This window comes from Desulfuromonas acetexigens (assembly GCF_900111775.1).
GTDB classification, from domain to species: domain Bacteria; phylum Desulfobacterota; class Desulfuromonadia; order Desulfuromonadales; family Trichloromonadaceae; genus Trichloromonas; species Trichloromonas acetexigens.
Genome location: NZ_FOJJ01000039.1, coordinates 114717 through 135717 on the forward strand (window position 1 = coordinate 114717; position 21001 = coordinate 135717).

A 21001-nucleotide genomic window follows, 5' to 3' on the forward strand; every position below is an offset into this window, starting at 1 on the left:
CATTACAGTTCAAGTGTAGAAGTTTACTGAGACAAAATATGTCTCAGGCGGATTCGATCGTCTTCCTTTGAAAAATAAATTTTTGTCAATCTATTCGGAGCTGCGCGATTCGTCAAGAATTTGATTGTCAGAGATAAAAGTGACGGAGAGGAAGAAGATGGCGGTCTTAAGGGTTTGTAAATAGCTGTAATATTGACAATATTCCTACCCCCGTCGCCACGCATGAAACCGCTCCACCCACCGCAACACCCGTTGCGGCGCATGCTTGCGCTTCCACACCCCCGCTACCGCTTTGTTCCCCTCGGCAAAGGTCGGATAGATGTGAATCGTCCCGAGAATCTTGTTGAGTCCCAGGTTGTGCTTCATGGCGCTCACGAACTCGGTGATGGTCTCCCCGGCGTGGCGGCCGACGACGGTGGCGCCGAGAATCCTGTCCGAGCCCGGCTTGGTCAGCACCTTGATGAAGCCCTCGGCGGCGCCGTCGGCGAGGGCCCGGTCGAGCTCGGCCAGCTCATAACGGGTCACGTCGCAGGGGATTCCCCGTTCCCGCGCTTCCTGCTCGTTGAGGCCGACCCGCGCCACTTCGGGATCGACGAAGGTCGCCCAGGGGATGACCCGGTAATCGACCTTGAAGGTCTTGAAGGGGGCGAAGAGGGCGTTGACCGCCGCGTACCAGGCCTGATGGGCGGCGCTGTGGGTGAATTGATAGGGGCCGGTGACGTCTCCGGCGCAGAAGATGCTGGGGATGTTGGTGCGCAGCCAGGGATCGGCTTTGAGCGTGCCCCGCTCGGTCAGTTCGACCCCCAACTCTTCGAGGCCGAAACCTTCGACCCGGGGGGCACGGCCGACGGCGACAAGAATGGCGTCGAATTCGATTTCCACCCTTTTCCCGTCGTGTTCGCAAATCAGCATCCGGCGTTCGCCGTCGGTGCGGACTTCTTTCGCCCGGTGGCCAGTCAGCACGCGAATGCCCTCGGCGGCGAAGCGCGCGGCGAGCAACGCCGAGACTTCTTCATCCTCGCGGATCAGCAGGCGCGGCGCCAATTCCACCAGGGTCACGGCGCTGCCGAAACGGGCGAAGGCCTGGGCCAGTTCGCAGCCGATGGGTCCGCCCCCCAGTACCAGCAGCCGGCGCGGCAGCTGCCGCAAGCGCCAGAGATTGTCGGAGGTCAGGTAGTCGATGCGGTCGAGACCCGGAATCGGCGGCACGAAAGGGCGGGCGCCGGTGGCGACGACGATGGCGCGGCTGGTCAGGGTCCGGCCGTTCACTTCGATGCGGTGGGGGGAGGTGATGCGCGCTTCCCCGGCGATCACTTCGACGCCGAGACCCCGGTAGCGTTCAACCGAGTCGTGGGGCGCGACCTGTTCCACCACCCGCTGGACCCGCGCCATGACCGCGGCGAAATCGAACGGGATTGCCGTATCTTGTAAGCCGAAATCACCGGCCCGGCGGGCGTCAGCCAATAACCGCGCCGTGCGCAGCAAGGCCTTGCTCGGCACGCAGCCGCTGTTCAGGCAATCCCCGCCCATCTTCTCTTTTTCGATGAGCGCCACCTTGGCTTTGACCGCGGCGGCGAGATAGGCGGTGACCAGTCCCGCCGAACCGCCGCCGAGAATAACAAGGTTGTAGTCGAAGTGCTTCGGCTTCAGCCGGTGTATGAGTCGAGCGAAGATATCAGCCATAGATTTGATCGAAGAGCGCTTCCTGTTCCGGGCCGCCGATCAAAAGCAGGGTCGTGCCGCTGACGAGGCGGGTTTCGGGCGGGGGAGAGACCAGGGTTTCGCTGCCGTCGGGAGGGTCGAGGGCGACGATGGAACAGCCGGTGAGGGGGCGCAGCCGCGACTGTTCGATGGTCTTGCCCGCCAGCGCGGCTGGCAGGGGGCGGCGAAAGACCGCCACGCCCTCGGCGAGAAAGGCCGAAGCCTTGTGTTCCAGTAGATTCATGAGGATGTTGGCGCCGACCGAGGCATTGGAGACGACGAAGTCGGCACCGGCGGTATAGAGCTGCTCGACATTCTCCTCATTGTTGGCCCGGGCGACGATGCGGATGTGCGGATGCAGATGACGGCTGGTCAGGGTCAGGAAGATGTTGGTGCTGTCGTCGTTGGTCGTGACGATCACCCCGCTGGCCCGGTCGATGCCGGCCTTTTTCAGGGTGTGGCGGCCGGTGGCGTCGCCGAGGACGACGACGTGTTCCTGGCAGGTCGGGCTTTCGTGGTGGTCGACGAGAATATAGGGGATGGGGCGACGGTCGAGAAAGGTGGCGGCGGCGCAGCCGATGCGGCCGTGGCCGAGGATGAAGATCAGTTCGTCTTCGGCGGCCTCGCCGGTGAATTTTTCCAGAGCGCTGAGTTGGGCGCGGGTGCCGGCGAACATGACCAGGGCGTGTTCCCCCAGCAGCGAGTCACCGCTGGGGATGGTGAAGGTTCCCCGCTCCCACAGGCCGATGACCGAAAGCCCGGTTTTCTGACGGATTTGCGCCTCTTTCAGGGTCTGCCCGGCAAAGGGGGTGCCGTGCACCGGGATCTCGGCGATCTGCAGGGAGCCGAAGGAGTCGAGGACATGGGCCAGGGCGCCCCGCGTCGTGCTGCGGGTGGCCAGGTAGCGGCCGAGGATGCGGGTCAGGGGGATGACCTGGTGGGCTCCCGCCAGGCGCAGCAGATCGGCATGCTCCGGATCGTCGACCAGGGCGACGATGGGGGTTTGGCAGAGGGAGCGGATGGTGAGGCAGATGTTGGTGTTTTCCGGGTCGCTGAGGTTGGCGATCACATAGCGGGCGGCCGCCACCCGCAGGCCGGTGAGCACCCGGGCGTCGGTGGCCGAGCCGTAGACCACTTTGAAGCCCTCCTGTTCTTCCAGGTGCAGCGCCTGTTCGTAGTTGGCGGTGACGACGACGAAGAGCAGGTCGCGGGCTTTGAGCTTCTGGATGAAGGCGCGGGTGATGGGATCGATGCCGAAAATCAAAATATGCCCCCGGGTCTGGGGGGGGAGTTCGTAGGTCGGGTGGTAGCGCAGGCGCTGTTCGATCCAGGGGGCGAGAAAGAGGCTGATCAGACCGAACGGGAGGATGATGAGCAGGAAGATCATCCCCGAGATGGTCACGATCGCCGCGAAGATGTAGCCGGGATCGCTCTGAAAGGTGATGTCGCCGAAGCCGAGGGTGGTCATGACGGTGATGACCCAGTAGATGCCGGCGATGAAGGAATATTCCCGACCCTCCAGGTTCCACATGAGAAAACGGAAGAGGGTGGCGTAGGCCAGGATCAGGGTGAGCAGGAAAATGCCGTAGAGAACCAGTACCTTGAGATTCTGGCGGGCGCGGCCGCGGAGGAAGTAGGCGAGCTCGGAGGCAAGGGTCTTCATGGGGCTCCCGGGGAGAAACGCTGGACGAGACAGGGCGATGACGGGATTTTAAACCAGGCGGGGAGGGGAATCCATGATTTCCTGTCTGGCGACGACAAGAACAAGGCGCGACCATGCTGATCGCGCCTCGCTCCTCACTCGTTACTCCTCACGCCCTGCGAACTTACCCGCCGTGCAGGCGAGCGGCGATTCCGGCGACATGACGCCCCTGGAAGCGGGCGATTTCCAGTTCGTTTTCGCTCGGCCGGCGGCTGCCGTCGGCGGCGGCCAGGGTGGTGGCGCCGTAGGGGGTGCCGCCGCTGACTTCCGCCATCGTCGTCAGGCGGGCCTCGCTGTAGGGGACGCCGACGATGACCATGCCGTGGTGCAGCAAAGTGGTGTGGAAACTGGTGATGGTCGTTTCCTGGCCGCCGTGCTGGGTGGCGGTGGAGGCGAAGACGCTGCCGACCTTGCCGATCAGCGCGCCCTTGGCCCAGAGGCCGCCGGTCTGGTCGAGAAAGTTGCGCATTTGCGCGCACATGTTGCCGAAACGGGTCGGGGTGCCGAAAAGGATGGCGTCGGCCTCGGCCAGCTGCTCCGGGCGGGCGACAGGGATATGGGCGAAGGCGGCGCGGGCCGCTTTCGCGCCGGTGCGTTCCAGGGCGTCCTCGGGCACCAGTTCGGGAACCTGGAAGAGGCCGACCTCGACGCCGGGAACTTCGCGGGCGCCTTCGGCGACCGCTTCGGCCAGCTGATGGACATGGCCGTACATGCTGTAAAAGACGATCTGGATCTTGACACTCATGGCAACTCCTTCTGGTTGGAAGAAAATAGGACTAAGTCGGTATTTTATCATGGTCGGGGATTTTGGCAATTATCGGCGTTCGACATCCGGTACTCGCCGGAACAGCTGGATCCGCTATAATGAAAAGAACGAAAAACAAGATTTCTGCGATGGAGTTCGGATTGCGCGGAATGGGGATCGCCCTCTTGGGGGTATGGATAGTCCTTGCCTGGGGGCAGGGTGTGTTGGCGGCCGAGGCTCGGGTGCGCATCCACTATTTTTGGGCGCCCAACTGTCCGCACTGCGCCGAGGCCCGGCCGGTGCTGGTCGCGCTGGCCGGTCGTGATCCCCGGATCGAACTGGTCGAGCACGACGTCTGGGGGGATCGGGCCGCCTTCAACGAGTTGCTGGCCCAGGCCGAGGCGCGGGGACAGATGGTCAGTACTCCGGCGATCCTTCTCGGCGAGCGTCTCTGGTTCGGTTTCTCGCCGGTTCTGGGCCGGGAGATCGAGATCGCGCTGGAACGTTGCCTGACGGTCGGCTGCGCCGACCCTCTCGCTCCGGTGACGGAATCAGGGTCGGGCCCGGAAAAAGTTGCGGACCTCCCCGCCGACGAGTCGGTCGACGTTCCCGTCCTCGGCCGGGTCGGGGTCGACAGCCTGTCGCTGCCGGTTCTAACGGCGGTCATCGGCCTGCTCGACGGCTTCAATCCCTGCGCCTTCTTCGTCCTCCTCTTTCTCCTCAGTCTGCTCGGCCATGCCCGTTCGCGCAAGCTGATGCTGCTGGTCGGCGGCACCTTCGTCTTCTGCTCGGGCTTGCTCTATTTTCTCTTCATGGCCGCCTGGCTCAATCTCTTCCTGGTCGCCGGCGCCCTGCGCGGCATCACCCTGGCGGCGGGGCTGCTGGCGGTAGCGATCGCGGCGATCAACATCAAGGATTTTTACTTCTTCAAGGCCGGGGTTTCCCTCTCCATCCCCGAACGGGCCAAGCCTGGGCTCTTCGCCCGCATGCGTGCCCTGGTGAAGACCTCGAAACTTCCTTCGGTGCTGGTCGGAACCCTGGTGCTGGCGCTCACCGCCAACGCCTACGAGCTGCTCTGTACCGCCGGTTTCCCCATGATCTACACGCGGATTCTTACGCTCCATCAGTTGCAACCCTGGCAGCATTATCTCTTTCTCGGATTCTACTGTCTGATCTACGTCCTGCCGCTATTGACCATTGTGCTCATTTTCACCTGGACCCTCGGCTCGAAAAAGCTCGGCGAGCGCCAGGGGCGCATCCTCAAACTCCTTTCCGGGGTGATGATGCTCCTCCTCGGCGGCCTCTTGCTGTCGGCGCCGGAACTCCTCACCAATCCCCTGGCGGCCGTCGTGCTCCTTGTCTTGGCGCCGGTGGCCGTCGCGCTGCTGGTGTGGCTGGATGGGCGTTTCCGCCCGCGGCACCGCTGTGATCGGTAGCGGCCGATTATTCGGGTTAAAAAAGCGGCGGATTCTGCTATTTTCCCGAAAGAAATCCCGTCAGCGCTAATCATCTTCTAACAATCGTGTGACAAGCTTCCGACAACGACGGCTTAACGGGAGAGGTGAACGATGAGCAAGGCACGAATCCTCGTCATCGAGGATGAAGAAGATATCCTGGCGCTGATCCAGTACAACCTGATCAAGGCCGGTTACCGGGTCGAGTGCGTGACCAGCGGCGAGGAGGGGGTGGCCAAGGCGACGGCGCTCCATCCCGACCTGGTGATTCTCGATCTGATGCTTCCCGGCATCAATGGTTTCGAGGTTTGCCGCCGTCTGCGCGCCGAGCCCGGGACCGCCGAACTGCCGATCATCATGCTCACCGCCAAAGGGGAGGACGCGGATATCGTCTCCGGTTTGGAGATCGGCGCCGACGACTACCTGACCAAGCCCTTCAGCCCGCAGGTGCTCAAGGCCCGGATCCAGGCGGTGCTGCGCCGGCGCGGGCAGTCCGGGCCGGAATTTTCCGGGCAGCCGGTGGCGGTGCACGATCTGGTCGTCGATCCCGGGCGGGGCAAGGTGCTGGTCGCCGGGCGCGAGGTGGAGCTGACCCTGACCGAGTTTCGGCTGCTATATCTGCTGGCGGGCCGTCCGGGCTGGGTCTTTACCCGCACCCAGATTGTCGACGCCATTCGCGGTGAAGGCTACGCCGTCACCGACCGGGCGGTCGATGTGCAGGTCGTCGGCCTGCGCAAGAAACTCGGCGATGCCGGCAGTTACATCGAGACGGTGCGGGGCGTCGGCTACCGCTTCAAGGAGTGATCATGCGCGGTCGTCCCCTCATCTGGTTCCTCTATCCCTCCTATCTGATCCTCATTCTTGTCGTCCTGCTGGCGGTCGCCTGGTACACCTCCCGCGCTCTCCGCGACTTTCATGTCGAACAGACCCTCGCCGAACTTCAGGCCCGGGGACGGCTCATTTCCGAACGTCTCGACGAACCCTGGAGCCCGGAAGCGGGGGCGCGCCTGGATGCCTTGAGCAAGGAGCTGGGTCGGCTCTCCGCCACCCGCATCACCGTGATCCTGCCGGACGGGCGGGTTCTGGGGGATTCCCAGAAGGACCCGGCGCGCATGGACAATCATGGAACGCGCGCGGAAGTAGCGGCCGCCCTGGGCGGGCGGGAAGGGCATGTCATCCGTTACAGCGCCACCCTGGGGCAGGAGATGATGTACGCGGCGCTGCCGCAGATCCGTGGGGATAGGCTGGTCGGCGCGCTGCGGGTGGCGATTCCCGTGACCGCCATGTCCCACGCCCTGCAAGGTCTCTACTGGCGGTTGGCGGGGGTCGGTCTAGGCATCGCGGCGATATCCGCTCTGCTCAGCCTCATTGTTTCCCGGCGCATCGCCCGCCCGCTGGAGGAGATGACGCTGGGGGCGGAACGCTTCGCCCGGGGGGATCTTGGCCAACGCCTGCCGGTGACAGGCTCGCTGGAAATCGCCGCCCTCGGCTCCGCCCTCAATCGCATGGCCGCTGAACTCGACGAGCGCATCCAGGCCCGGGCGCGGCAGAACAACGAGATGGAGGCGGTGCTGTCGAGCATGAGCGAAGGGGTGATCGCCGTCGATCCCGAGGAGCGCATCCTGCGGATCAATCAGGCGGCGGCGCGTCTGCTCGCCGTCACCCCCGCCCAAGCAACCGGCCGCAGGGTGCTCGAAGTGGCGCGCAAGGCCGAGTTGCAGCGGTTCGTGGCGCGGGTTCTGGCCAGTCACGAGATGGAAGAGGAGGATCTCTGCCTGCCCGGTCCCGACGGCGAGCGCAGCCTGCAGATGCGGGGGGCGCCCTTGCGCGATCTGGGCGGGCGGGAAATCGGCGCGCTCATGGTCTTCAACGACGTCACCCGGTTGCGCCGCCTGGAATCGGTGCGTCGCGATTTTGTCGCCAATGTCTCGCACGAGCTGAAAACGCCCATCACCGCGATCAAGGGCTCGGTAGAAACCCTTCTCGGTGGTGGCGCCCTCGGCGAACCGGCCGCCGCCGAGCGCTTTCTTGCCATCGTCGCCCGCCAGGCGAGCCGACTGGAGGCCATCGTCGACGATCTGCTGGCTCTGTCGCGCATCGAGCAGGATGCCGGCGCCGCCACCATTCCCCTGGTTCCGGCGCCGGTCTGGCCAGTGTTACACGCGGCTCAGCAGGTCTGCCAGCCGGCTGCCGACGAGAAGCAGCTGGAAATCCGTCTCTTCTGTTCCTCCGAACTGCGCGGCCGGATCAACGCTCCGCTGCTGGAACAGGCGCTGGTCAACCTGCTGACCAATGCCGTCAAGTACAGCTCCAACGGCGGCAAGGTGGTGGTCGATGCCGCCCAGTTGGGGGATCAGCTGATGATCAAGGTACAGGACTGGGGGGTCGGCATCGCCGCCGAGCATCTGCCGCGAGTCTTCGAGCGCTTCTACCGGGTCGATCCGGCGCGCAGCCGCAAGCTCGGCGGCACCGGACTCGGTCTGGCGATCGTCAAACACATCGCCCAAGCCCACGGTGGCCAGGTGGTGGTGCACAGCACCCCCGGCGAGGGGAGCGTCTTTACCCTGATTCTACCCGCCGCGTCCGCCTGAGCCCCGTCGCCGCGAAGCAATCGTAAAAGTTCCTCGTGAGGCGCAAGGATGAATTGACTTGCGCCTCGTCCCTATGCTATTAATCCTCCTTAACTCTCAGTTGTTCAAGCTCTCCGACCCGGCGCGGCCAGGCGGGATTCAGCGTAAAGGATGGATGTCTTATGAGAAGCATCGCTGCCAAAGCCGTCGTTCCAGTCGCCGTGGCGGTCACCGGTTTTGTCGTGGTCTGCTGCATCCTGCTCTATTCCTTCATCAAGGGGGATATGCTCAACAGCGCCATCCAGCGGGAAGTCAACCTGGCGGGGATCATCGTCAAGTCGACCCGCTACGCCATGCTCCACGACGATCGCGAGAGCCTGCGCAACATCATCTCCAATATCGGCGAGCAGGGCGAGGTCGAACACTCCCGTATCTTCAACCATTCAGGCTTGATCGTCTATTCGTCGGACCCCGAGGAAGTCAACCAGCTGGTCGATAAAAAGAATGCCGGCTGCGTCGGTTGCCACGAAAAAGAGGTGCCCGCCACCAACCTCGGCCCCATGGAGCAGGCTCGCCGCTTTGCCAACGAGAAGGGTCATCATGTGGTGGCGATCACCGCTCCCATCTACAATGAGCCCAGCTGTTCCACTGCCGAATGCCATTTCCATCCCGCCAATCTGAAAGTTCTCGGAACCCTCGATATCGGTCTTTCGGCCGAACCCCTGCGCGCCACCCTGGCGACCCTCGCCTGGCGCATGGTCGTCTTCTGCCTGATGGTACTGGTTCTGACCGTCGGCGGCGTCTGCGCCCTGTTGCGCCGTAACATTCTGCTGCCGATCACCAACCTCGTCGCCTACGCTAACGCCGCCACCCGCGGCAATACCGATGCCCCTCCCCCGGGCGGCATCGACGAAATCGAAATGCTCGGCAAATCCCTGCAAAGCCTGGCGCTGCGCCTGGAGAAAAAAGATCGCGAGTTGGAAACCCTGCGTGGACGCAGCGGTGAACCGACGCCGCCCCGCCCCACTCCGCCCGATACTTTTGCCGACTAGGTGGCGTTATGACCGAGCGTTCCGATCCTTCCGGCGAACAGCCAACCCCCTCCCGTTTAGATCGGGGCCCGTTACGGGAAGAGGTGCGCCGCGAAATCCGTCGACTCCATCAACTGTCCAATCGGGGCCTCTGGGGGCTGGCAATTTTCATCCTCATCAGCCTTGGCGCCCAGCGCAATTTCAACTTCCTTCCCACCTTTTCTGAAGGGGCGCGCGCGGTTCTCGGCGCGGCGCCGCCGGTCAAACTGATCAGCATCGCCCTGGTGGTCTACAGCTTCTCCGCTCTGGTTCTCATCCTCTCGCGGATGATGGGGGGGACCGAGACTTACCGCGGCTGGTCCCACCTCGGTTACCTGAGCGGCTTCTATTTCTTCTACTATTACGGCGAAACCCTGCCCGACAATTTCTGGGCGGTCTTCGCCGCCGGTGCGACCATCCTCTCCCTGGAGTATTACGCCATCTGGAACTCTTGCAGCGAGGCGATCCGCACCGAAAAAGAACTTCTCAAAAAGCTGGAAGACTGAGGTTTTTCCGGCATTCTTCCCCGTTTTTCCCTTCCCCTTCGCGTATACCCAAAACCCTATCCTCTGTATAAGCTCCCTATACATTCCCGAAAAAATCCATAAATCCCTTTAATTCCAGTGGTTTGAATAATATTACCGGACCGGTCCGGTAATCCCCTCCCCCCTATGCGTATGAATTTCCTATACGCTTCTAATCTCATTTCTGCTCAGACTTTCTTCGGCCAGAGAATATGTTCAGTAAAATCAACCTCTTATTTATTTTTTTAGAAAAAATTTAAAATTGGCACGGGCACTGCTATAGATAGAGACAAAGCCAAAGGCCAGTCTTCCCGCTGTCGCCGTCCGGAACAATCTTCTCTGTGAAGGCGCCGGGAAATGAACCCCTTAAGATCATCCACAATGAATGACATGGAAAGGCGGATATTATGCGAACACTTTTGATTGCCGACCAAGACAATGCTTCGCGCGAAGAAATGCGCAAGCTCATGGCCGAGGAAGGATACCAGATCCGGATGGCCAATTCGGTGGTGGAGGTTCTTCGGGACGCCCTGAAAAATCAGGCCCAGGTGCTCCTGCTCGGGATGGAATTTGAGAACATGCTGGCGGTGGAACTGATTCCGCTGGTGAAGAAATGCAGCAAGGATCTGATGATCATCCTGGTTTCGGATGAGGACTCTCTCCCTCTGCTGCGCAAGGTCCGCGGCGAAGGCATCTTCTATCATGCCTTGCGTCCGGTGACCGCCGAAGACAAGGAAGAGTTGCGCTTGGCGGTACGTTGTGCCTTCGAGAAATATCCGCAGGTGCCTTCGACCCAGTCGCAGCGCCTCCAGCGTCTCGAAGCCATGGCCTGAAGGGACGAAGGGCGGATGCGAAAGTCGAACGCACTAATAGCGATCGCCGCGGCCATGATCCCGGCCGCCGCCTGGGCGACGGGGGCGGAACCGGCCGAGTCCGGATGGATCGTCTGGGGGTTCTTCGCGGTCTGCGCCCTGATTGCCGTCCGTCAGGTCTGGCCGGCTCTGCGGCAGGTCAGTCAGGCGGCACGGGAGCTTTCCTCCCGTTCCCGGGAGGGGGAGGAAGAAAAAGAAGATCGCATGAAGTTTTGAGTTCCATCAGAACTTTGAAGATAGCGGGGAGGCGCGACCAGGGTCGCGTCTCCCCGTTCCGTTTCAGGGGCGGAAAAGGCTTGGCATGGAGCGGGAAACGGGTTAAAAGGGGCGCCGTCAACCCTGTTTCGAGGCGAGAAATGCTGTTGAATGCCGCCATGCTTACCCAGTATCTGCACCGCCGCGCCCTGCCCGGGCCCTGGACCATCGAAGGCTGTCCTGAGGAAGATTTCGCGGCGGCGGTGGTTATTCCCGCCCTGGCCGAGGGGGAGAGCCTCTGGACTACCTTGGCGGCTCTGGCGGAGAATCCCCGTGAAGACCTCGCACGCACCTTGATTCTGGTGGTGGTCAATCACTCGGAAGAGGCGGAAGCGTCGATTCGTGCCGCCAATCTCGCCGATCTTCGCCGACTGCGGGAGTGGCCGGCTTCCCCCTTGCGTCTGGCCTGGGTCGACGCCGCCGGCCCCGGGCGGGAGTTTCCGGCCAAAAGGGCCGGTGTCGGTCTGGCCCGCAAGCTCGGCTTCGACCTCGCCCTGACCCGGTTGGTAACGGGCTCAGGGCGTCCCTTTCTGGTCAGTCTCGATGCCGACACCCTGGTGCGTCCCGACTATCTTCCGGCGCTATTTCGTCATTTCGCCGTTTCCGAGGCGGGCGGTGCGGTGCTGCCTTTCGCCCATCAGCCGGGGCGGGACGCCGCCGAAGAGCGGGCCATTGAGCGCTACGAACTCTATCTGCGCCACTATGTCCTGGGCCTGGAGCTGGCCGGCTCCCCCTATGCCTTTAACGCCGTCGGCAGCGCTCTGGCCTGCCGGGCCGACGCCTATATCAAGGCGGGGGGGATGAACCGCCGCAGCGCCGGGGAGGATTTCTATTTTCTTCAGCAACTGGCCAAGACTTCGGGTGTCGCTCCGGTTGCGGGAACCCTGGTCCGGCCTTCGCCGCGTCCTTCCGGGCGTACCCCCTTCGGCACCGGTCGCAGCGTCGCCCGGTTTTTGGCCGGCGAGGAGTCCGCCGTCACGTTCTACGAACCCCGGGCCTTCCGGATTCTCGGCCAATGGCTGGCGCTGGTGGCCGATCAGGGGCAAAGCTCGGGCGCCGTGCTGCTGACCATGGCCCGACAATTTTCCGAGGAGCTCGCCACCTATCTGGAAAGCCTGAACTTTGTCTCGACCTGGGAGCGTCTGCGCCGCAACCACCCCCAACCCGAAGCGTTGCAGAGAGCCTTCCACGGCTGGTTTGATGGCTTGGCCTCCCTGCGCCTGATCCACGCCCTGTGCCGGGAGCGCCTTTCCCCCGAGGCGGCGCTGCCGGAGTTGTTGGCGTGGGCGGGCCTGCCGGTTGGAGGTGGTCCGGCGGAGTTTCTGGCGCGGTTGCGGCAACGGCAATCGGCTCTTTGACGGGCGGCTATTGCTCATTGGAAAGTTCGTCGCTATAGTAGGGCTTCTGGCCGCTTGACTGAAGCGACCTTCACCAATTTCATATGAAAAAAAGGACAGACCGTTGAAAACTTCATCCCTGGTATTGATCGCCGTGCTTTTCGCCGCCCTGGTGGGGGGCGGTTATTTCTATTTTCGCGACACCAAAAGTCCGCACATTCAGCTGACGCCCGAATCGGGGGCGACCTCCAGTAAACATCCGCCGGTACTCAAACTCAGCGACCCCGGTTCGGGCCTGCGCAAGGTGACGGTGACGTTGACCCAGGGGGAGACGACCTTCGACGTTCTTTCCCGGGAGTTTCCCGAGGGAACCCTGGAGCAGAGCGAGCCTCTGCCTCTGCAACAGTTGGGGATCAAGGACGGTCCCGCGCAGTTGCGGGTGGTAGTCGTCGACCGCAGCATCTTCCCGCTCGGGTCGGGTAGCACCAGCGATCAGACCTTCAGTTTTGATTTCGACAACAAGGCGCCGATCATTTCTCCCTTGAGCCGCCACCACAACCTGACCAGGGGGGGAGCGGGGCTGGTGACCTATACCCTGTCCGAGACGGTGACCAAGACCGGGGTCATGGTCGGTGATCGTTTCTTCCCCGGCTATCCGCAGGGTTCGGGCGTCTATGCCGCGCTCTTCGCCTATCCCTGGGATCTGCCGGCGGAGCAGTTCGTGCCCAAGATTGTCGCCGTCGATGTGGCTGGTAACGAGCGACTGACCGGCATCTATTATCACACCAGCGCCAAGCCCTTCCGGGAACGGCAAATCGAGATCAGCCGGCAGTTCCTGGAGGCCAAGATGCCCCCCTTCGAGGATCACTTCCCCAATACAACTGATCCTCTCGATATTTTCCTCAAGGTCAACAGTGAGCTGCGCAAGAAGAATGTGGCGCGCCTGGCCGATTTCGCCCGGGAAACCTCGCCCACCCCTCTCTGGCAAGGGGCCTTCGCCAGCCAGCCGAAGGCGGCGACCCTGGCGCTCTTCGCCGATCATCGAACCTATTTTTACGAGGGGCGGGAGATCGACCGCCAGACCCACCTCGGCATCGATCTCGCCTCCACGGCTCAGATCGGGATTCTTGCGGCCAACCACGGGCGCGTTGTCTATGCCGACGACTTGGGCATCTACGGGTTGTGCGTGGTGATCGACCATGGTTTGGGATTGCAGACCCTCTACGGTCATCTCAGCCGTATCGGCGTCACCGTCGGTCAGCAGGTGGCCAAAGGGGATGTGATCGGCAACAGCGGCGCCACCGGCATGGCCGGCGGTGATCATCTGCATTACGAAACGGTTATTGCGGGCCTGTCGGTACAGCCGATCGAGTGGTGGGACGGTTCCTGGATCGCCAACAACATCACCGAGAAACTGAAGCTGACCCCCACCAACTGAGCAGGCCCGCATGGGCAGGGAGGGTGTATGGGAAAGACTATTCTGATTACCGGAGCCAATCGCGGCATCGGCCTGGAACTGACGCGGGAATTCGCCTCTTACGGTTGGCGGGTGCTGGCCTGCTGCCGGGATCCGCAAACCGCCGCAGAGCTGCAAACCCTGGCGGAACGCTCGGCGGGGGCGGTGACCGTCTATCCCCTGGAAGTGACGGACGGTGAGCAGATCCGTGCCCTTTCCGCCGCCCTGGCGGAGGAGAAAATCGACATTCTGCTCAACAACGCCGGGGTTTCCGGCCCCGAACGGCAGGATTTCGGGGAGATCGACACGGAGGCCTGGCTGCGCACCTTTCAGATCAACAGTATCGCGCCGTTGCAGATGGCCGTGGCCTTCGTCGAGCAGGTGGCCCGCAGCCGGCGGAAGATTATCGCCACCGTCGGCAGCCAGCTCGGCAGCCTGACGGAAAATACCGAAGGCGGCATGTACGCCTACCGCTCCTCCAAGGCCGCTGCGCACATGGTGACCAAGAGCCTTTCCATCGATCTGCAGGGGCGGGGGATCACCGTCGTGGCCCTCCATCCCGGCTGGGTCAGCACCCGTATGGGCGGTGCCGAAGCCCCGGTCAAGCCGCGGCAGAGCGCCGCCGATCTCTTTGCGGTGCTGACCGCTTTGACCGCGAAAGATACCGGCAAGCTCTGGGCCCATACCGGCCAGGTGCTCCCCTGGTAGTTTGCTTCGAACTCTAACGTTGATTTTTATCGAGCGGGCCGGGAAGATCAGCTTCCCGGCCCGTTCTGCGTTCAGGTGAGGATGACCGGGGCGAAGCCGCCGCCGGGAGTGCGCATGTTGGTCACCTGCCCGCGGTAGAGGCGGGCAGTCATCCCCAGCACCCGGTCGCGGTAAGCGTAGAGGCGAAAGTCGGTCTTCATTTCCGGATGCCCGTCTTTTTCCGTTCGCGAGGGAGAAACGTGGCGCTGAACCAGAGTCTCCTGGGGATCGAGGAGATCGAAGCGGCTCCGGGTGATCTTCGCGCCGAGGAGGACGCCCTGGCTGCCGAAACGGGCGACGGGCTTAAACACCCAATCCTTTTTCTCCCGCCAGAGGTTTTCCCGGTCGAGATCGGCAAGCAGGCGGCTGGTCGGCACCAGCTCCGTCAGCAGGCGCCGGTCGGCGACGGCCAGATCCAACTCCGCCAACGCTTCGCCGTCGGACCAGAGGGCAAGGCGGCGCTTGTCGGCGAGCAGGCCATAGGCGAAGGGGTTGGGGCTGAGGCAGACCGTCCCGGCGCGGTAGGCGGCGCGCAGGCTGGCGAGGGCTGGGGCCTCCAGATAGAAGTCGCAATGCCGGTTGTAGATCAGTTCGATTTTATTGCCGCCATGGCGGACGCCTTCGCTATCGGCCGTCAGTTCGGCGGCATCGACTAGGGCCACGGGAACCTTCCAGGCCTCTTCCAGAAGCTTTCGGCAGTAGGCCATCTCCCCGTAAAGAAATTGCGCGTTCGGTTCTTCATCGATGATCGCCAGCCCCGTTGGTTGCTGTGAGCGGCCGTCGTTCCAGGCCCGCAGCTCCTCGCGGAACGGGCCAAGCAGCCGCGCCCTGGCCCGTGGCGGCAGCTTGGCCGGATTCAGGACGTTCTCACCGTAGCAGGCGAGCAGGGCCGGGAGCCAGCCGCCGGCGTTGGTGTTGACCTCGATCAGCCGGGGTCCGGCGGCGGTCTGGTGAAAGTCGTAGCCCATCATCAGGGCATCGTGCCCGGGATCAAACTGGGCGATTTCTGGCAGCTCGGACCAAAGCCTGGCACGGTAGGACGGGTTGCGGCTCAACCGGTAAAGACATTTGACTAGTTGGGCCATCTGCCTGAACGACCGGCGGGGCAGGAGCGCCGGCTGGTTGCTGATCACGTCCGTGTAGGGATGCATTCGGACCTCCTCGCATAGGTTCCGCTTATCTTGCCACACCCGGCGCATTTGCCCAAGTCCTTGAAATGTCCCTTGGAAAATTCTTTCATCCGGGCTTTGACAGGGCCTCATCCTCCGGCATACTTATGAGGCGGCATCCTGTTGCCAACATTCATTGACCCTAAAGGAGACCTGATCATGACTCAACCGCTGAACCTGAACGACGCCCTGAAGCAGGCCATCCAGACCGAAAAAGATGTGATGGATTTTTATAAGCGGGCGGCCGAAGCCACGCAGAATTCCCAGGGCAAGAAAGTTTTTGAAACCCTGGCCAAAGATGAGTACGAACATGCCGGCCACTTCTTCCATGTCTACCCCGGCACGGATCTCGGCGCCTTCGAGGATTTCATGAAGCGTCCGCCGTCGGCGGGGCTGGCCCTGCACGCCAATCTGGAAAAGGCCCTGGCTGCCGGCGGGAGCGAGCGCCAGGCCATGGAAATCGCCATGAAAGAAGAGCAGAAGCTGGAAAAGGATCTGCTCGACACTGCCGCGCGCATCAGCGATCCGAAAATCAAGGCGGTTTTCGAGAAGATGGCCAAGGAGACCAATCACCACTACCAGATCATCGAATCGGAATATGCCCGCATCATGGGGATGGTTCACGAAACCGATATCAATACCTTTGTGAGAGAGTAGCGAGCCGCTGAAAAGCGCACTATCCCCTAGCCGACAGGAGGTGACGATGCCCCAGGAACTCAAAGTTCAGGAAGCCCTGAAGCAGGCGATTCATTCCAAGAAAAATCTCATGGATTTCTATCTCAAAGCTGCCGAGGTCAACAAGAATCCCGATGGGAAGAAGGTTCTTGAACGGTTGGCGAGCGAAGTGCGGGAGAACCTCGCGCGCTTCTTCGATTACTACAAGGGCTCCGATCTCGGCGCCTTCGACGTCTTTATCAACGGACCCCCGCATCCCGATTCGGCCATGCTGGTCTCTTTGCAGAAGGCTCTGAATGAAAACATGTCCGAACGCAAGGTGCGGGAGTTGGCCCTCAAGGAAGAAGAGGACATGGAGAGAAACTTCACCATGCTCGCCCAGAAGGTGGTCGATCCCATGGCCCGCGCCGTTCTCGAACAAGTGGCCAAGGAAACTCGTACCCATTATGCCATTATCGAATCGGAATACGCCCGCACCATGGGCATGGTCCATGAAACCGATATCGACACCTATGTTCGTGAATAGTCATTGAAATAAACAATCCGCTACAAAAAAGCCCCGAACCTTCAGGTCCGGGGTTTTTTTGTGCCCACGGATGTTTAAAATTTGCATCAGCTAATTTTTATTGGAGGGGGGAAACGTCCGTGCTAGAGTTCGAACCGTTGCAATGACCATCAAAACAAGGAGGGTTTGCCCATGCGCAAGATCAAGGATTGGCCTGAAGCCGAACGTCCTCGGGAGAAGATTCTGCTGCAAGGGTCGGCGGCCCTGACCGATGCCGAATTGCTGGCTTTGGTGCTGCGTACCGGGGACGCCGCCAGCAAAACGAGCGCCGTCGACCAGGCGCGGGTGCTGCTGAGCCGGTTTCGCAATCTGCGCGGACTGGCCCGGGCCACAACGGCCGAATTGAGCGAAACGAAGGGGATTGGCCCAGCCAAAGCGGCTGAATTGCAGGCTGTTTTTGAAATCGCGCGCCGCTTCGGCGGCGAGGATCTACAACCGGGAGCGCGTTATACCTGTTCGTCTGAGGTCTATCGACATTTTCACGAGCGCCTGCGCGACCATCGCAAGGAGGTCTTCATCGCCCTGCTGCTCGACAGCAAGAACCGGGTGCTGCGTGAGGTGCGTATCTCCGAGGGGAGCCTGAATGCCAGCATCGTTCATCCCCGCGAGGTTTTCGCGCCGGTGGTGCGGGAATCGGCGGCCGCTGTCCTCTTTGTCCACAATCATCCTTCCGGCGACCCGACGCCGAGCCGCGAGGACCTGGAACTCACCCGGCGGCTGCGGGAAGCGGGCGAACTTATGGGGGTGCGGGTTCTCGATCACATCATCATCGGCAGCGGCCAGTACGTCAGCTTCGTCGATCGCGGACTGATGGGCTGATCTGCGTCGCCTCCCGAGAGAAAAATTTCTTTACAGCCGGGGGGTGTTTGTGTATTCTTCGCAGTCTGCGGAGAGGTGACCGAGAGGCCGAAGGTGCATGATTGGAAATCATGTGTACTGCAAGGTACCGGGGGTTCGAATCCCCCCCTCTCCGCCAGTTTTATTTTTACCCCTTTTGGGTTTGGTTAATTGCCGACAGAAGTGACAGCCGGGTCCCGCGCAACGGGTGGCCGTGAACCCCGTCAGGCCCGGAAGGGAGCAGCGGTAACGGCACTATCCGTGTGCCGCGGGGGCGCCTGGCTGTCACTTGTGCCGGCAATGCTTTTTGGATGGCCGGCGTTCTTTCATCCTTGCCCGGAGTTGCCTGAAGCGCATGTCGTATCTGGTACTGGCCCGCAAATGGCGCCCCCAGACTTTCGCTGACCTGGTCGGCCAGGAGCATGTCAGCCGCACCTTGGCCAACGCCATCCAGGCGGGGCGGGTGCACCATGCCTTTCTCTTCACCGGCGCGCGCGGGGTCGGCAAGACTTCGGCGGCGCGGATCTTCGCCAAAGCCCTCAACTGCGAAACCGGCACGACCGCCACCCCCTGTAATGTCTGCCCTTCCTGCAAGGAAATAACCGCCGGCCAGAGCGTCGACGTCTTTGAAATCGACGGCGCTTCCAACACCGGCGTCGATGATGTCCGCGAGCTGCGCGAGAACATCCGCTATCTCCCCTCCCGTTCCCGCTTCAAGATCATCATCATCGACGAAGTGCACATGCTCTCGATCAATGCCTTCAACGCTCTGTTGAAGACCCTGGAAGAGCCCCCCGATCACGCCAAATTTATCTTCGCCACCACCGAGCCGCACAAGATTCCGGTCACCATCCTCTCCCGTTGCCAGCGCTTTGATTTCCGCAAAATTCCCCTGCCCAAGGTGACAGCGCGCCTGCGCGAGATCGTCGATGCCGAAGGCATCCGTATCTCCGACCGTGCTCTGGGCCTGGTGGCCCGGCGCGGGGAGGGGAGCATGCGCGATGCCCTTTCGACCCTCGACCAGGTGATCGCCTTTTGCGGCGACGAGGTCGCCGATGATGACGTCCAGGGGCTGCTCGGCATGGTCGACCGGCGGCTCTTGCTCGACGTACTGGAAGCGTTGATCGAGCGGGACAGTCGGCGGGTGCTCGACGCGGTGCGGCGGGTGGACGATCTCGGCCATTCCTTCCGCCAGTTCTGCCAAGAGCTGGTCGATCTCTGCCGGGCACTGATTCTCTGCCAAGTGCTGGAAGATCCGTCCGATATCCTCTCCCTGTCTGGGGACGAGATCATCCTGCTGCAACGCTTGGGCAAGGAGATCGCCGCGGAGGATGCGCAGCGGGCCATGACCTTGCTGATGAAGACCGAAGGGGAACTGGTCGCTTCCTCTTTTCCCCGACTGACCATGGAGATGGCCCTGGTGCGCCTGACCACCCTGCCGCCGAGCCGGGATCTGGCCGGTCTGGTGCGCAAGCTCGATGAGCTGGAGCGGCGACTGTCATCCGGCGGAGGCTTGCCTGTCTCCACGCCGAAACCGACGCCAGCGCCTCGGAGTCCGTCGGTGGGAGTGCGGGAGGCAGAGGCACCGCCAAAAAAGGCTGAGGCCCCGGCTGCTCCCGTCGCCGATGGCGGTGGCTGGCCGGGGCTGGTCGTCCAGGTCCGTTCCCGCCGGCCGATGGTTGGTTCCCTGCTGGAACACGGTAGTCTGCTGCGACAGGAGTTGCCGCTTTTGGAAATCGGTTTTCCGGCGGGTTCTTTCCACCTCGAACAGTTGCGGGACAGCGAAACCCTGGCGGTCCTTACCGAAATTGCCGGCGAATATTACGGCCAGCCGGTGACCATCCGGGTTGTGCCGATTGAGCAGGGAAGGCACCAGGCGCCGCCCTCCTTGCTCGAAGAACGCCAGGCCAAAGAGACGGATCGCCGCAAGCGGCTGCGCGAGGATGCCCTGGCCCATCCCATGGTGCAGACGGCGGTCAAGGTCTTTTCCGGGGAAATCCGGGACGTGCTGCCCATCGACAAAGGCTTCGTATAAGCGGAATCATTACCCTCACCGGCGCCGCCCGCGCCGTGGCATTCAACCGATCGTTGTTTAAGCGATAGCAGAAAAGGAGCGGATCATGTCCAAAGGTCTGGGAAATATCATGAAGCAGGCGCAGTTGATGCAGCAGAAGATGACGCGCCTGCAGGAAGAGCTGGGGGAGCGGCAGGTCGAGGCGACCGCCGGCGGAGGCATGGTGCACGCCGTGGTCAACGGCAAGCAGCAGCTGCTCTCCCTGAAGATCGAAAAGAGCGTGGTTGATCCTGAAGATGTGGAAATGCTGCAGGATCTGGTGCTGGCTGCGGTGAACGAGGCGATCAAGAAGAGCCAGGACATGATGCAGGCGGAGATGGGCAAGATTACCGGCGGCATGAATATCCCCGGACTTTTCTAGCCGCCCCGATGCCTGCCCTGCTTCCTTGACCCGAGTATGCCGCCGTTGGAGATTCCGATGGCGGCTTCTTGTTTAATATCCTGAGCAGCGGGGGGTCATTTTTTATTTTTTCTAAAGCTTGTTGTGAAAAAGTTTGATGACCTTAAAATAAATAAAACGCTATTTTAAACACTTGGATTTTCGAAGAAACTCATGGTAGACTCCATCCCGTCGCTCACCCGGCTGATCGCCGAGCTGGCCAAGTTCCCCGGAATCGGTCGCAAGACCGCGACCCGGCTGGCCTTTTATCTTCTTCGGCAGCCTCCGGGGGAGGCCGAGGCGCTGGCCGGCGCCATCCTTGACCTCAAGGCCAGGGTGCGCTTCTGTTCCACCTGTTTTCACATCACCGAGCATGATCCTTGCGCGCTCTGTACCGATCCCGGGCGCGACGATTCTCTCCTCTGTGTCGTGGAAGAACCGCAGGACCTCATCGCTGTCGAACGCAGCCGTTCTTTTCGGGGCAGGTACCATGTGTTGCATGGCGCCCTCTCTCCGTTGGACGGTGTCGGCCCCGAGAATCTGCACATTACCGAACTGCTGACTCGGCTCAAGGATGGGCGGGTGCGGGAAGTTCTGGTCGCCACGAACTTTTCCGTCGAAGGCGAGGCCACCGCTCTCTATCTGGCCCAGTTGATCCGGCCCCTGGGCGTACGGGTGACGCGTCTGGCTTACGGCATCCCCCTGGGGAGCGACCTCGAATATGTGGATGAGGCCACCGTGCATCGAGCGGTAGAAGGACGCCGGGACCTCTGACCTCCCGGGTGTTTTTTGATTTTTTGCTATACCATTGTTTGTCCCTTTCCACGCCGGCAGGCGCGGGGAGGGCATTAATGGCTTACGCAAGCTGT

Annotated in this window: 19 protein-coding genes, 1 tRNA gene, 1 other RNA gene and 1 pseudogene; 18 read left to right on the top strand and 4 right to left on the bottom strand. The window is 62.0% G+C overall.

The genetic code is table 11. The annotated features are described in order from the left end of the window. Window positions 1-204 precede the first annotated feature (204 nt). From BQ4888_RS15240 to wrbA, 3 genes and pseudogenes are all read right to left on the bottom strand, one after another. A pseudogene (locus BQ4888_RS15240) lies at window positions 205-1647 on the bottom strand (dihydrolipoyl dehydrogenase family protein); the annotation flags it as partial. Window positions 1648-1675: 28 nt separating this feature from the next. Continuing rightward, complete coding sequence (locus BQ4888_RS15245; RefSeq protein WP_092058190.1) at window positions 1676-3364, bottom strand: potassium channel family protein; 1689 nt, start codon at window positions 3362-3364, stop codon at window positions 1676-1678. Between the two features lie 163 nt (window positions 3365-3527). Continuing rightward, window positions 3528-4148: an NAD(P)H:quinone oxidoreductase gene (gene wrbA, locus BQ4888_RS15250; protein WP_092058193.1), complete on the bottom strand. Its 621-nt coding sequence runs from the start codon at window positions 4146-4148 to the stop codon at window positions 3528-3530. Window positions 4149-4267: 119 nt separating this feature from the next. On the opposite strand from wrbA, the gene BQ4888_RS15255 reads away from it, so the two are divergent. The 10 genes from BQ4888_RS15255 to BQ4888_RS15300 all read left to right on the top strand — a co-directional run bounded on the left by BQ4888_RS15255 (window position 4268) and on the right by BQ4888_RS15300 (window position 14394). Next, window positions 4268-5584 carry a glutaredoxin family protein gene (locus BQ4888_RS15255; protein WP_140396683.1) on the top strand — a complete coding sequence of 439 codons (1317 nt, stop codon included), beginning with the start codon at window positions 4268-4270 and terminating at the stop codon, window positions 5582-5584. A gap of 132 nt (window positions 5585-5716) precedes the next feature. After that, on the top strand, window positions 5717-6406 hold the full coding sequence (locus tag BQ4888_RS15260; protein WP_092058197.1) for a response regulator transcription factor: 690 nt from the start codon (window positions 5717-5719) through the stop codon (window positions 6404-6406). A gap of 2 nt (window positions 6407-6408) precedes the next feature. Next, window positions 6409-8193, top strand: a complete 1785-nt coding sequence (locus BQ4888_RS15265) for an ATP-binding protein (protein ID WP_092058199.1) — start codon at window positions 6409-6411, stop codon at window positions 8191-8193. Window positions 8194-8354: 161 nt separating this feature from the next. Next, on the top strand, window positions 8355-9224 hold the full coding sequence (locus BQ4888_RS15270) for a HAMP domain-containing protein (protein WP_092058201.1): 870 nt from the start codon (window positions 8355-8357) through the stop codon (window positions 9222-9224). An 8-nt stretch (window positions 9225-9232) separates the two neighbouring features. Further along, the gene (locus tag BQ4888_RS15275; RefSeq protein ID WP_092058203.1) at window positions 9233-9748 is read left to right on the top strand and encodes a hypothetical protein; all 516 of its coding nucleotides are present in this window, start codon (window positions 9233-9235) and stop codon (window positions 9746-9748) included. A gap of 425 nt (window positions 9749-10173) precedes the next feature. Further along, window positions 10174-10599, top strand: coding sequence for a response regulator (locus BQ4888_RS15280; RefSeq protein ID WP_092058205.1), 426 nt, complete (start codon window positions 10174-10176; stop codon window positions 10597-10599). Between the two features lie 15 nt (window positions 10600-10614). After that, window positions 10615-10854: a hypothetical protein gene (locus tag BQ4888_RS15285; RefSeq protein WP_140396684.1), complete on the top strand. Its 240-nt coding sequence runs from the start codon at window positions 10615-10617 to the stop codon at window positions 10852-10854. A 140-nt stretch (window positions 10855-10994) separates the two neighbouring features. Next, complete coding sequence (locus tag BQ4888_RS15290) at window positions 10995-12251, top strand: glycosyltransferase family 2 protein (RefSeq protein ID WP_092058209.1); 1257 nt, start codon at window positions 10995-10997, stop codon at window positions 12249-12251. 103 nt (window positions 12252-12354) lie between these two features. Further along, complete coding sequence (locus BQ4888_RS15295) at window positions 12355-13668, top strand: M23 family metallopeptidase (protein WP_092058211.1); 1314 nt, start codon at window positions 12355-12357, stop codon at window positions 13666-13668. Between the two features lie 27 nt (window positions 13669-13695). After that, complete coding sequence (locus BQ4888_RS15300) at window positions 13696-14394, top strand: SDR family oxidoreductase (RefSeq protein ID WP_092058213.1); 699 nt, start codon at window positions 13696-13698, stop codon at window positions 14392-14394. A gap of 71 nt (window positions 14395-14465) precedes the next feature. Here BQ4888_RS15300 and BQ4888_RS15305 read toward each other — a convergent pair whose 3' ends face one another. Continuing rightward, complete coding sequence (locus BQ4888_RS15305) at window positions 14466-15584, bottom strand: hypothetical protein (RefSeq protein WP_092058216.1); 1119 nt, start codon at window positions 15582-15584, stop codon at window positions 14466-14468. Window positions 15585-15761: 177 nt separating this feature from the next. Here BQ4888_RS15305 and BQ4888_RS15310 point away from each other — a divergent pair, with 177 nt between their 5' ends. The 8 genes from BQ4888_RS15310 to recR all read left to right on the top strand — a co-directional run bounded on the left by BQ4888_RS15310 (window position 15762) and on the right by recR (window position 20906). Continuing rightward, complete coding sequence (locus BQ4888_RS15310) at window positions 15762-16259, top strand: ferritin-like domain-containing protein (RefSeq protein WP_092058218.1); 498 nt, start codon at window positions 15762-15764, stop codon at window positions 16257-16259. 46 nt (window positions 16260-16305) lie between these two features. Then, window positions 16306-16803, top strand: coding sequence for a ferritin-like domain-containing protein (locus BQ4888_RS15315; protein WP_092058220.1), 498 nt, complete (start codon window positions 16306-16308; stop codon window positions 16801-16803). A 171-nt stretch (window positions 16804-16974) separates the two neighbouring features. Further along, on the top strand, window positions 16975-17661 hold the full coding sequence (gene radC, locus BQ4888_RS15320) for a RadC family protein (RefSeq protein WP_092058222.1): 687 nt from the start codon (window positions 16975-16977) through the stop codon (window positions 17659-17661). Between the two features lie 69 nt (window positions 17662-17730). Next, window positions 17731-17818: transfer RNA gene (locus BQ4888_RS15325), tRNA-Ser, on the top strand. 49 nt (window positions 17819-17867) lie between these two features. Further along, window positions 17868-17966, top strand: an RNA gene (ffs, locus tag BQ4888_RS15330) — signal recognition particle sRNA small type. Between the two features lie 68 nt (window positions 17967-18034). Beyond that, window positions 18035-19714 (top strand): DNA polymerase III subunit gamma/tau, encoded by a 1680-nt coding sequence (gene dnaX / locus BQ4888_RS15335; protein ID WP_092058224.1) that lies wholly within the window; start codon window positions 18035-18037, stop codon window positions 19712-19714. Between the two features lie 85 nt (window positions 19715-19799). Then, window positions 19800-20114, top strand: a complete 315-nt coding sequence (locus BQ4888_RS15340) for a YbaB/EbfC family nucleoid-associated protein (protein ID WP_092058226.1) — start codon at window positions 19800-19802, stop codon at window positions 20112-20114. Between the two features lie 192 nt (window positions 20115-20306). After that, window positions 20307-20906 (top strand): recombination mediator RecR, encoded by a 600-nt coding sequence (gene recR / locus BQ4888_RS15345; RefSeq protein WP_092058228.1) that lies wholly within the window; start codon window positions 20307-20309, stop codon window positions 20904-20906. The last annotated feature ends 95 nt before the right edge of the window (window positions 20907-21001 follow it).